This is a genomic window from Nocardia tenerifensis NBRC 101015 (assembly GCF_000308715.1).
GTDB classification, from domain to species: Bacteria; Actinomycetota; Actinomycetes; order Mycobacteriales; family Mycobacteriaceae; genus Nocardia; species Nocardia tenerifensis.
Genome location: NZ_BAGH01000009.1, coordinates 26,304 through 38,207 on the forward strand (window position 1 = coordinate 26,304; position 11,904 = coordinate 38,207).

General features: G+C 67.9%; 11 protein-coding genes and 1 tRNA gene. 4 read left to right on the forward strand and 8 right to left on the reverse strand.

Going from position 1 to position 11,904, the window contains the following annotated elements; genetic code table 11:
* On the reverse strand, positions 1-879 hold the full coding sequence (gene wzm / locus ON39_RS00790; RefSeq protein WP_246002977.1) for a galactan export ABC transporter permease subunit Wzm/RfbD: 879 nt from the start codon (positions 877-879) through the stop codon (positions 1-3).
* Between the two features lie 330 nt (positions 880-1,209).
* Positions 1,210-1,815, reverse strand: a complete 606-nt coding sequence (locus ON39_RS00795) for a bacterial proteasome activator family protein (RefSeq protein WP_040729518.1) — start codon at positions 1,813-1,815, stop codon at positions 1,210-1,212.
* A 435-nt stretch (positions 1,816-2,250) separates the two neighbouring features.
* Between ON39_RS00795 and ON39_RS00800 the strand changes: the two genes are divergently transcribed.
* Entirely contained in the window at positions 2,251-3,453 is a 1,203-nt protein-coding gene (locus ON39_RS00800) for a cysteine desulfurase-like protein (RefSeq protein WP_040729550.1), read from the forward strand.
* A 32-nt stretch (positions 3,454-3,485) separates the two neighbouring features.
* Here ON39_RS00800 and ON39_RS00805 read toward each other — a convergent pair whose 3' ends face one another.
* Positions 3,486-4,475 (reverse strand): NAD(P)H-quinone oxidoreductase, encoded by a 990-nt coding sequence (locus ON39_RS00805; protein WP_040729552.1) that lies wholly within the window; start codon positions 4,473-4,475, stop codon positions 3,486-3,488.
* A gap of 127 nt (positions 4,476-4,602) precedes the next feature.
* Here ON39_RS00805 and ON39_RS00810 point away from each other — a divergent pair, with 127 nt between their 5' ends.
* Together ON39_RS00810 and ON39_RS00815 are read left to right on the forward strand one after the other, a co-directional pair.
* The gene (locus ON39_RS00810; RefSeq protein WP_051186144.1) at positions 4,603-5,103 is read left to right on the forward strand and encodes a MarR family winged helix-turn-helix transcriptional regulator; all 501 of its coding nucleotides are present in this window, start codon (positions 4,603-4,605) and stop codon (positions 5,101-5,103) included.
* 24 nt (positions 5,104-5,127) lie between these two features.
* A tRNA-Ser gene (locus ON39_RS00815) sits at positions 5,128-5,214 on the forward strand.
* A 311-nt stretch (positions 5,215-5,525) separates the two neighbouring features.
* Here ON39_RS00815 and ON39_RS00820 read toward each other — a convergent pair.
* From ON39_RS00820 to ON39_RS00840, 5 genes are read right to left on the reverse strand one after another with little or no spacing between them, the layout of a single operon-like run.
* Positions 5,526-6,776, reverse strand: a complete 1,251-nt coding sequence (locus tag ON39_RS00820) for an ABC transporter substrate-binding protein (RefSeq protein ID WP_040729521.1) — start codon at positions 6,774-6,776, stop codon at positions 5,526-5,528.
* Positions 6,766-7,809, reverse strand: coding sequence for a branched-chain amino acid ABC transporter permease (locus tag ON39_RS00825; RefSeq protein WP_040729524.1), 1,044 nt, complete (start codon positions 7,807-7,809; stop codon positions 6,766-6,768). Before ON39_RS00825 ends, ON39_RS00820 begins: the two co-directional genes overlap by 11 nt.
* Positions 7,806-8,687, reverse strand: a complete 882-nt coding sequence (locus ON39_RS00830) for a branched-chain amino acid ABC transporter permease (RefSeq protein ID WP_040729527.1) — start codon at positions 8,685-8,687, stop codon at positions 7,806-7,808. The genes ON39_RS00825 and ON39_RS00830 overlap by 4 nt, the downstream gene beginning before the upstream one ends.
* 2 nt (positions 8,688-8,689) lie before the next feature.
* Entirely contained in the window at positions 8,690-9,415 is a 726-nt protein-coding gene (locus ON39_RS00835) for an ABC transporter ATP-binding protein (protein ID WP_040729530.1), read from the reverse strand.
* Positions 9,412-10,170, reverse strand: coding sequence for an ABC transporter ATP-binding protein (locus tag ON39_RS00840; protein WP_051186145.1), 759 nt, complete (start codon positions 10,168-10,170; stop codon positions 9,412-9,414). The genes ON39_RS00835 and ON39_RS00840 overlap by 4 nt, the downstream gene beginning before the upstream one ends.
* Positions 10,171-10,390: 220 nt before the next feature.
* Between ON39_RS00840 and ON39_RS00845 the strand changes: the two genes are divergently transcribed.
* Positions 10,391-11,704 carry a PucR family transcriptional regulator gene (locus tag ON39_RS00845; protein ID WP_051186147.1) on the forward strand — a complete coding sequence of 438 codons (1,314 nt, stop codon included), beginning with the start codon at positions 10,391-10,393 and terminating at the stop codon, positions 11,702-11,704.
* Positions 11,705-11,904: the final 200 nt, after the last annotated feature.

The window sequence follows — 11,904 nt, forward strand, 5'->3', positions numbered from 1 at the left end:
CTAAACCCAGTACGGCACGCGCGAGCGGAACTGCTTCATCGCGAAGAGCGCGACGATCCAGCCGACCACGGTAATGGCGCCGACGATCACCCAGTGATACAGATGCTGATCGTCACCGAGCAACGGTGCGCGAATGATCTCCAGGTAGTGGAACGTCGGGACGATCTCGGCCAGCTTCGCGCGCTCGCTGACCGCCTCACCCTGGGACTCCAGACTTTTGGGAGTCCACATCACCGGGGTCAGCACGAACAGCATCAGCGTGAGGCTGCCGAGGATCGGCGCGATATCCCGGTATCGGGTGCTGAAGATGCCGAACACGATCGACACCCACATCGAGTTGAGGAAGAGCAGCCCGAGGGCGGGTATGGCGAGTATCGCCGTCCAGTGCAGTTTCTCCCACACACCGAACGCGACGAGCACCACGAAATAGATGAGCATGTTGTGGGCGAAGAACAACAGCTGCCGCCATACCAGGCGATAGACGTGCACACTCAGCGCCGAGGGCAGCTGTTTGATCAGGCCCTCGTTGGCGATGAAAACATCGGCGCCCTCGAGAATGCTGGCGTTGATCACATTCCAGACGATGATGCCGATGGCGACATACGGCAGGTACTCCTTGATCGGCTGCCCGAGCAGCGCGGAGTACAGCAGGCCGATCGCGGCCGCCTGCACGCCGGTCGCGATGGTGATCCAGAACGGCCCGAGCACCGAGCGCCGGTAGCGCTGTTTGATGTCCTGCCAGCCGAGCGAGAGCCACAGTTCCCGCTGCCCGAAGCCGACCCGGAAGTCTTTGAAGGCCCGCTGGAACGTCTGCGCGTCCGACGGAATCGGCTCGTCGTTCACCGGTTCGGTCGGCGTAGCCGAGGTTTGCTCCTGCACGGCGGGGGTGTTTCCGGCGCTCACCGAACTCTCCTCCGCCGGGCCGTCGTCGGCGCCGCCCGTGACGTCATCCACCGGGCGTCCGGGTTCTCCGGGCCGCGCGGCGTCGCCTCGAACGGAATCCGCGGATCGCGCGGTGTCATCGGACTGAGCGGAATCATCTGAACGCACTGGGTCATCTGACTGCACTGAGCTCTCTTCAGGACGGCTCTCTTCAGGACGCCCCGGACTCATGTCCGAGTCGGGGCGAGCGGCAGCGGCGGGCACGGTGCCCGACACTACCCTTGGACATTCCTATTTACCCGGTCGGCACACACGCGCGGCCGCGCCTCACAGGTACTGCCCTGAACCGCCCGTCACGTGGTTGGCCGGGCCGCCGCGAGGGTCGCCCGCGTGGATGCCGGGCGGTAACGCGCCCTGACGCATCTGTTCCAATTGCGCCCGCGCGGCCATCTGCTGCGCGAACAGCGCGGTCTGGATGCCGTGGAACAGGCCCTCGAGCCAGCCGACCAGCTGGGCCTGGGCGATGCGCAGCTCGGCGTCGGACGGAATGGCGTCGTCGGTGAACGGCAGCGTGAGCCGCTCCAGTTCGGCGCGCAGTTCCGGAGCGAGGCCCTGCTCCAGCTCGCGCACCGACGACTTGTGGATCTCCTTGAGCCTGGAGCGGCTCGCGTCGTCGAGCGGAGCCGCGCGCACCTCCTCGAGCAGCTGCTTGATCATGGTGCCGATGCGCATGACCTTCGCGGGCTGCTCGACCATGTCGGCGAGCGATTCGCCGGTATCGTCCCGGTCGTCCGACTCGTCCTTTTTATCCTCGTCGGTCACCACCTGCGCGGTGAACGGCGCGTCCGCCGCGGCCTCCGCCGGGATGACCAACGGGCGACCGTCCGGTCCGACAACGACGATGTGGTCGGGTGCCTCATCCGATTGCGTCATGGTCCCTATCATGTCGCGTCGCTCCCGAACGCGCTAAGTCGGTGCTCACCTGGGGTGCGGAGAACAGGAGGTTCGGCTCCGCCAGCGAAGGTGCGAGGACACCGTGAGCGCTCGGGGATACGAATGTCTGACGGCCGTCGGAGTGCTTGCGAGCATGAATGTGCGAGGCTGCTCGCAGCGCTTGGGCCACGAATGTCCGAGGCCGCTTGGAGCGCTTGCGAGGACGAATGTCCGAGGCCGCTTGGAGCGCTTGCGAGGACGAATGTCCGAGGCCGCGTCCTGGCGGCCGGGCGGCGTTCTATTCTGTTCGGGTCGTGTGGTTCGGATTTGCTGAAAGTCGGTTGCCATGCTGAGTCCCAGGTCGCTGTGCCTCCGCCGCGAAGCGGAGGGGAACACGGTTACACAGGCTCGCCCGCTGCCCTTAGAGTGGCCAACATGACTTACGACGTCGCGAGGGTTCGGGGCCTGATACCGTCCCTCGGCGACGGCTGGATCCATCTCGACCCGCAGGCGGGCATGCTGGTGCCCGACGCGGTATCTCGCGCCGTCTCAACGGGATTCCGAACTTCTTCGTTTTCGCATATCGGCCGCAACGGCGCCGCCGTGCGCAGCGCCGCCATCCTGGACGCGGCCCGCGAGGCGGTGGCCGATCTCGTCGGCGGAGATCCGGCGGGCGTCGTGCTCGGCCCGGATCGGGCGGTGCTGCTCGCCTGGCTGGCCGAGTCGCTGAGCTCGCGGCTCGGGCTGGGCACCGGCATCGTGCTGTCCCGCTTGGACGACGAGGCGAATGTCGCGCCATGGCTGCGCATCGCCAACCGGTACGGCGCGCACGTGCGCTGGGCCGAGGTGGAGATCGAGACCTGCGAGATGCCGTCCTGGCAGTTCGAGGAGTTGATCGGTCCCACAGCGCGTTTGGTCGCGCTCACCGCCGCCTCGCCGATCGTCGGCTCCGCGCCCGCGGTGCGGGTGGCCGCGGACCGGGTGCACGAGGTCGGCGGCCTGCTCGTCGCCGACGCGTTCGGCGCGGCGCCCTACGCGCTCATCGACATCGACGAGCTCAACGCCGACGTGGTCGCGCTCAGCGCGCCCGCCTGGGGCGGTCCGCAGATCGGCGCGCTGGTGTTCCGCGACCCGGCCTTCCTCGACCGCATTCCCTCGATGTCGTTGAACCCCTACGCCAAGGGCGCCGAGCGGCTCGAGGTCGGCGGACACCAGTACGCGCTGCTCGCCGGCCTGACCACCTCGATCGACTTCCTCGCCGGACTCGACGAACGAGCCCGCGGCAGCAGACGCCAGCGCCTGGAGATGTCGATCACCTCGCTGCAGGACTACCACGACCAGCTGTTCGAGCATCTGATGGACGTGCTGGACAAGATCCCGAACCTGACCGTCATCGGCCGCGCCTCCACCCGAATCCCCACCGTCAGTTTCACTCTCGCGGGCATGCAGGCCGAGAAGGTCGCCGCCAAGCTCGCCGACAACCGCATCGGCACGCTCAGCGGCGTGCACGGCGGCAGTCGCCTGCTCGACGCGCTCGGCGTCAACGACGAGGGCGGCGCGGTCACCATCGGCCTCGCGCCGTACACCACGAAGTTCGAGATAGATCAGCTCGGCCGCGCCCTCGTCGCCCTGGAGTAGCCCGAAGGGCTTGCGTGGCAGCTCGTTTCGGCTCAGAGTTCCTGAACGCGCAGCACGACCTTGCCGAACACGTCGCCGGAGTCCATCAGCCGATGCGCCTCGGCCGCCTCGGCGAGCGGCACCTCCGCGTGGATCACCGGCACCACGGAACCGTCGGCCACCAACGGCCACAGGTGCCTGCGCACCTCGGCGATGATCTCGGCCTTGCTGCCGTGACCCGTGGCCGGCCTGCTGCGCACATTGGTGGCGTGCACGGTGCCCCACTTGCGCAGCAGCGCACCGATATTCAGCTCACCGTTCACGCCGCCCTGCATGCCGATCACCACCAGGTGCCCGAAATCGGCCAGGGCATCCACGTTGCGGGCGAGGTAGGCCGCGCCCATGTTGTCCAGGATGACGTCGGCCCCGGAACCCTCCGCCCGCACCGTGGCGACGAAATCGTCCTCCCGGTAATTGATCAGCACGTCCGCGCCGAGCTCCGCGCACCGCCGCAGCTTGTCGGCCGACCCCGCGGTGACCGCGACCCGAGCGCCGAGCTCGCGCGCCACCTGAATGGCGTGCGTGCCGATACCGCCGCCGCCACCGTGCACCAGCAACAACTGGCCCGACCGCAGGCCCGCGGTCATCACCAGATTCGACCACACCGTCGCCGCCACCTCGGGCAGCCCCGCGGCCGCGCCCAGATCCAGGCCCTCGGGCACCGGCAGCAGCTGCGCCGCAGGCACGACCGCCTTCTCGGCGTAACCGCCGCCGGCGAGCAGCCCGCAGACCCGATCGCCGACCCGCCAGTCGGACACCCCGTCACCGAGCTCCGCGATCACCCCGGAAACCTCGAGGCCCATCAGCTCGCTGGCGCCCGGCGGCGGCGGATACAACCCCTGACGCTGCATCAGATCGGCCCGATTCACCCCCGCGGCCGCCACCTCGACCAGCACCTCACCATGGCCGGGCACCGGGTCCGGCGCGTCCGTCAGCGCCATCACCTCGGGCCCGCCGAAACCGTTCAGCTCGATCGCACGCACGTGCTCCATACTGCCCCCGACCCTCCCGCCGCCGACCTCTGACCCCTCTCGCCCGCGGGCCATCGCACCCCCGCAGACCGATACGTCTTTCCCCACAATGGATTTCCGCAGTTCGGGCCGTCATAGAATGAGCACCGTGCACTCCGAACCGAGCAGCCCCGTGGCCGCCGAGCCGAAGTGGCTCACCCCGGCACAGCAACGGGCCTGGCGGGCCTACATGGATGGGCATCAACGCCTGATGGCCACGCTGAACAGGCAACTACAGCGCGACAGCGACCTCAGCGTCGCCGAATATCGCATCCTCGTGCTGCTGTCAGAGGCCCCCGGCCGATCACTGCGGATGAGCGAACTCGCCGACGGCGTGCTGTCCTCGCGAAGCCGCCTCACCCACCAGATCCGCCGCCTCGAAGGCGAACGCATGGTGCGCCGCAACACCTGCCTCGAAGACGGCCGCGGCGTCCTCGCCGAACTCACCGACGAAGGCATGCGCCGCCTCGAAGCCGCCGCCCCCGGCCACGTCGACGCCGTCCGCCGCGACTTCATCGACCTGCTCACCCCCCACCAGCTCGAGGTCATCGGCGAGGTCTTCGCCCGCATCGATCAAGAAATCGGCACGCGCCCCCTCTGACCCATCCGCTACCATCGTCACCCTGGAGACGTGGCAGAGCGGCCGAATGCACTCGCCTTGAAAGCGAGCGTGGCGTAAAACCCACCGGGGGTTCAAATCCCTCCGTCTCCGCTCCATTCGCCGGTGGCCCATGCCCATGGAGAGCATGGGCATGGGCTCATTTCGCAATGTTTTTTGGGGGTGCAACCCCCAAGCCCCGCCCGGCGGGCTTCGCCCCCGGACCCCCTTTCTGGTGCGGCAGTCCTGGAAGGGTTGCAACCTCGATGCTGGGCGGGGTGGGCTTCGTTTCGGGACTTTCGCCCTCGTGGGAACAGGGCTCGGGGCCGCCTATGGTGACCCGTACGCCTGTCGCGCCTGCGAGGACGTAGCCGACGATGGTCGCGTGACCCATGGCAGCAGGTGGCGGCCACGGTGGGTCTTAATTATTTGCTGGTATCGATGACGTCGCCGATGAGCGTCCAATGCTCACCTTCGAAACGCTGTATCCGCATGGCTTCGAGCGGGAATCCGTCGCCGGGGCCGGTTTTTATGGTGACGCCGGGCAGCAAGAGGTCGATGTCGATGTGGTCGAGGGCGTGCATGGCGTCGCGGAGGCCTTCGCGGGTGGGGCATTTGGCCGCGTCCATGGTCTTGTGGAGGGTCTGCGCCATTGCCCAGCCGACTGCTGTGTACTGGTTGGCGGGGTCGGCGTCGCGGGCGTATTGGGCCACTTTTTGCTGGTAGGTGTGCATTCCGGAGTCGGTGGACCATTGGGCGTCGGCGGGGTCTTTCATGAACGCGACCGAGACGACGCCTTGCACGTTCTGGAAGCCGACCTGGGTGAGCATGCTGACGGTGTTGGAGACCTGGGCGAGGATGTGCAGCGGGTTCCAGTCGGTGTTGCGGGCGTCGGCGGCGAGCGCCTGCGAGGCGAACTTGGGGGTGGAGAAGTTCAGCAGCACATCGGCTTTGGAGTTGGCCAGGTTGCGCAGCTGAGGTTCTACGGTGGGGTCGGTGACTTCGTAGCTTTGTTCGCTGACGACTTTGATGCCGCTGCCCGCGGTGGCCTCGGTGAAGCTGGTCAGCAGGTCTTTGCCGAAGTCGTCGTTCTGATAGAGCACGGCGACGGTGGCGTTGGGACGCTGTGCGCGAACGTATCCCGCGTAGGCCTGCCCCTCGGCGCGGTAGCTGGGCTGCCAGCCGATGGTCCAGGGATGGTGAGTGTCGCTGCCCCACTTCGTCGCACCACCCGCGACGAACGCCTGCGGGACCTTGCGCTGATCGAGGTAGTCCCACACCGCCGACGAGGTCGCCGTGCCCAGGGTGGAGAAGACGGCGAACACCTGATCGTTCTCGACGAGCCGCCGGGTCTCCTCGACGGTCTTCGGCGGCTGGTATCCGTCGTCGCGGATCAGGAACTCGACTTTGCGGCCGCCTATCCCGCCCTGTTCGGCATTGATGTAGTCGAAATACGCCCGCGAACCCTTGGGGAGTTCGCCGTACGCGGAGGCGGGGCCGGACAGCGGGTAGACGCCGCCGAGTTTGATGCTCTTGTCGGTGATGCCGGTGCTCTGCTGTCCCTTGCAGTCGCCCTGCGTGACGGTGCCGCCGGCTTCGTCCCGGCCACCGCAGGCGGTGACCGTGAGCAGCACGGCCACCGCCGCTCCCACGGCTCGGATCGCCTTATCGCGCATTGGTTTTCCCTTTCCGAAGGAGGTGCTCCAGCCAGCGCGCCGCGCGGCCGGCGAGCCCGGCCAATCCGTTCGGCGCGAGGTACATGACGGCGATGATCAGCAGCCCGAAGATGACGCCGGGCGCGGCCTGGTTGACGTCCTGGGCGAAGCTCGGCACGTACATCACGAAGAGCCCGCCGAGCAGCGGCCCCCACTGGGTGCCGAGCCCGCCGACGACCAGCCCGGCGAGCAGGGTGATCGAGAGCCCGACGGCGAACGAGTCGGGCGAGACGAAGGCGATCACCCAGGTGTAGACGCATCCGGCGACACCCGCGAGCATGGCGCTCCACGCGAAGGCGAGCGTTTTGTAGAACGCCGTGCGCACGCCCATCATCTCGGCGGCGACCTCGTTGTCCCGGATGGCGTGCATGGCGCGGCCGACCCGGGATCGCAGCAGCCCGGCGACGAGCAGGAAGCACACGACGGTGGTGATCAGGGCCAGAAAGTACAGCCACTGGTCCTCGGCCAGCCCGGACCACTGTGGCGCAACGGGTTTGGTCAGGGTCAGGCCCATGGAGCCGCCGGTCCACGTCTCGAAACGCTTGAGCAGCGGCACCAGGAAGATCGCGATCGATAGGGTGACCAGGGCCAGGTAGAGCCCGCGCAGCCGGAGCGCGGGAACACCGAGCGCGAACCCGAGTACGAACGCCACGGCCGCGGCGATCGGCAGCGCCGCGAAATACGGTGTGTCCCAACGGTCCATCAGCACCGCCGTGGTGTAGGCCCCGACGGCGAAGAAGGCTCCGTGACCCAGTGAGATCTGACCGGTGTGCCCCACCAGCAGATTGAGCCCCACCAGCGCGATCGCGTAGATCATGGCCATCGCGAGCTGGAAGGTGCGAAACGGCGCCAGTTGGAACGGCGCGCAGCAGGCGAGGACGAGCACCGCGAGGGTCGCGAGCCAGCGCCAGTGTCGCGCCGCGAGCTTCAAAAACGATTCACGTTGCGCCACAGTGTGTCCAGCCCGGGTGACCTGGTCGATGATGTCGCTCATACCCGCTCCACCACCGCTCGGCCGAACAGTCCCTGCGGCCGGACGAGCAGAACGCCGAGGATGATCACCAGCGGCACACCGATTTTGAGTTCGGTCCCGATCGCGTCGACATACGCGCCGGTCAGCGTCTCGGCGACGCCGACGATCAGACCCCCGGCCACCGCACCGCCCGGACTGTCGAAACCGCCCAGCGTCGCCGCCGCGAAGGCGTAGATGAGCACCCCGCCCATCATGTTGGGCTCCAGGAAGAGCAGCGGAGCGGACAACACCCCGGAGACCGCCCCGACGAGCGCCGCCAAACCCCAGCCGAACGCGAGGACGGCCCCGACGCGGATGCCGACGAGCTTGGCGGACTGTGGATTACACGCGACCGCCCGCATCGCCAAGCCGACCTTGGTGTAGCGGAACAACAGATACAGCAGCCCCATCACCACGCCGACCACCGCGAGTATCCCGAGGTTGCCGTATCCGGCGGTCACGCCGCCCACCCGTAAAGCGCCGTCGGGGAACGGATTCGGGAACGACTTGACCTGAAACGACCAGATCCATCCCGCGGCGGCGTTGACGAAGAAGAACAAACCCACCGTGACGATGACCAAGGTCAGCTCGGGGGCGCCCTCGACCGGCCGGATGATCACCCGCTCGATGAGCATGCCGCCGAGGAACGAGATGCCCAGCGCGGCAACGAGTGACAGCCAGAACGGCGTGCCGTTCTGGAGGAACTGCCACGCGAGAAACGCCGAGAACATGGCCAGCTCGCCCTGGGCGAAGTTGACGATGCCGGTGAACCGGTAGATCAGCACCAGCGCGAGCGCCAACCCGGCGTAAAGTGCTCCGGCGCTGACCCCTTCGAAGATCTGCTGTAGGAACCCGGCCATGGTCACACCCGATATCCGAGGTAGGACCTGGCGACCTGTTCGTCGGCCTTGATCTCGGCGGCGCTGCCGGACAACACGATTCGGCCCGTCTCGAGCACATGCGCCTGATGCGCGTTCTCCAGTGCGAGATGAGCGTTCTGCTCGACGACGATCACCGTGGTGCCTTCCTCTTCATTGATGGTGCGCACGATTCGGAAAAGCTCCTGGGTGACCAGGGGCGAGAGGCCGAGCGACGGCTCGTCGAGCAGCAGTAGCCGCGGCGTGAGCATGAGCGCCCGGCCGATCGCCAGCATCTGTTGCTGGCCGCCGGACAGGCTGCCCGCCTGCTCGCGCAGCTTGTCCTCGAGCACCGGGAAGTAGCCGAACACCCGGCGCAGTCCGGCCTCGACGTCGGCGCGGCGACGATGCCGGTACCCGCCGAGCCGCAGGTTCTCCTCGACGGTCAGCGGCGTGAAGGTGCCGCGTCCCTCCGGCACGTGGGCGACGCCGAGGCGTGCCATCGCCTCGGGTGCGCGTCCGGTGAGGTCGGCGCAGTCGAGTCGCACCGCGCCGCGGGGCCGGACCATTCCGCACAGAGCGCGCAGCAGCGTCGATTTTCCGGCGCCGTTGGCGCCGAGGATCGCGCAGACCTCGCCGCGACGCACGGCGAAACTCAGCCCGTGCAGTACCTGGGCGCCGCCGTACCCGGCCCGCAGCTCGGTGACGACTAGAAAGGACTCCTCGCTCATGCCGCCGTGCCCAGGTACGCCGCGATGACGGCCGGATCACGTTGTACCGCTTCGGGTTTCCCCTCGGCGATCACCCGGCCGAAATCGAGGCAGACGACGCGATCACAGGTGCCCATCACGAACCCCATGTGATGCTCGACGACCACGACCGTCAGATCCGACTCGGCACACAGGGCCCGTAACCGATCGGCGAACTCGCCGACCTCGCCGTGGCTGAGCCCATTGACCGGCTCGTCGAGCAGCAGCAACCGGGGCCGCACGGCCAGCGCCCTGGCCAGTTCGATCCGTTTGAGCGTTCCGAACGGCAGCCCGGCGGCCGGATGCTCGGCGACCTCGAGCAGGTCCAAGCGGTCGAGCAGCTCATCGATCTCGGTGCGCAGAGCGCGTTCCTCGCGACGCACGCCAGGCAGGCGCAGTGCGGCGGTGCTGAACCCGGCGTCGGCCCGATGGTGCGCGCCGACCAGAACGTTGTCGCGCACGGACATTCGGGGGAACAGCCCGAGATTCTGAAAGGTTCTCGCGATGCCCAGCGCCGCCAGGGCATCGGGTCGCGCGGCCAGCAGATCGGCGTCGCGGTAGCGCACGATGCCGGAATCCGGCCGTTGACGGCGGGTCAAGCAGTTGAACAGGGTGGTCTTGCCCGCCCCGTTGGGCCCGATCAGGCCGACCAGCTCGCCGTGTCCCACCCGGAACCCGACCTCGTGCAGTGCGGTGATGCCGCCGAAGCGGACGGACAGGTCGGATATCTCGAGCATGCGGTCTCCTGCCCATGTTTGAGACATGGGTAAAAATCCTTGCGGGACAACAACTTCTGCTGCCCGGCGAGTGCGCCGGAGGTCAGCGTAAAGGCGCTGGTCAGCGCGCACATCGGCTCCGTAGGCCCAAAGTCGGGCCGCGATGTTGTCCGCGCAGGACATGGACGGGGCAGCGTGCGGCCGTATTGACACCCCAGAGGCCGGGATGGAGTATCCGCGTATGTCAGCTGGGTCACACTCGGACGATGCCGGGTATCCGGATGATGTACAGGCTGAGCGCGTTCGCATCATCGCCAACGCCTATGACCACGCGGAGCAGATCGCCGACGCCGCGATGGTGGCGATACTCGCGCAGATCCCCGCCTACGCCGCCCGCGACGACGCCTTCCACGCCGACGTGCACAACCAGTTGGTCAAGCTGTGCCGGTCCGGGCTGCGCGCGTTCCTCGACCACCGCAAGGTCACCGTCGACGAGATCGCCTACACCCGCCAGGCCGCGGCGCGCCGAGCCAGGGCCGGACTCACCCTCGTCGACTACATCGCGGCCTTCCGGCTCGGACAGCAGGCGACGTGGAAGTCGCTGCTGTCCTTCGCCGGCGAATCGGCGGCCGGACGGCAGGCCGCGCTCTCGATGGTCGTCCCGCTGGCGCGCTACAACGACCTGATCAGCACCGAAGCGGCCAACGCCTATCTGGAGTTCCAGCGGGCCTGCACGGCCGGCTCCGGCAGCGAAGGACAGGAGCTGCTGGAGAGTCTGCTCGCCGGCGCGCTACCCGAGCGCGGGCCGCAACTGGCCATGGCCGGTGCACACGGGATCGGCGCGAACGGCGGTGCCGCGATGGTCGTCGTCACCGCGACCGTGCTGGCGGGCAAGCCGCGCGGCGCGCAGGACACCACCGTCACCGAGGCGCGACAACTCGCCGCCGCGGCGATGGCGGGTGTCGGCGTCAACGGCCTGCGCACCCTCGCGGTCGTGCGCGGGGCCGAGATCATCGCCGTGCCCGCGCTCAATCGCAGCGCGAGCACCGAGGAACTCTGTGAGCGGCTACGGGCGATGCAGCGGAAGCTGAGCGCGACGGGCATTACGCTCGCCGTCGGCGTCAGCACCGTGGTCACCGGCGTCGCGCAGCTGCCGAAGGCTTATCAGCAGAGTCGCAACGCCCTCGGTCTGCTGCTGGAGGCCGGCGGCGTGCTCGCGCTGCCGCACATCACGCCGTTTCGATACCTCATGCTGCGCGCCGACGACACCGCCCGGCACCTCATCGATCCCGGCATCGCGGCGCTCCTTTCCGACGACAGAGTCCGGGGCGGCACGCTCGCCGACACCATCCGCGCCTTCGCCGCCGCGGACATGAACCTGCGTGAGGCCGCCGAGAAACTGCGCATCCACCCCAACACCGCCAAGTATCGGCTGCGGCGCATCCAAGACCTGACCGGACGCAGTGTGCGCAGCGTCAACGATCTGATCGAGCTGCTCGTGGCGATAGAGTTGCAGCCGGGCGAGGCGTGGCCTTTGTCTCGAGGCGGCGGGTGAACCGTTGTGCTCCAACGCGTTACCGGGCAGGATCCGATCATGTGATCAACAGACGAATCCCCTCAGCTCTCCTGCTGGCCGTGTCCGCCGCGGCCGTCACACTCGCCCCCCTCACCACGGCTACGGCCGGCGCGGAGGCTCCGTTCAAGGCTCCCGTGGTCACCTTCGAAGGGACGGGGCCGGGCACGGTGACGGCCACC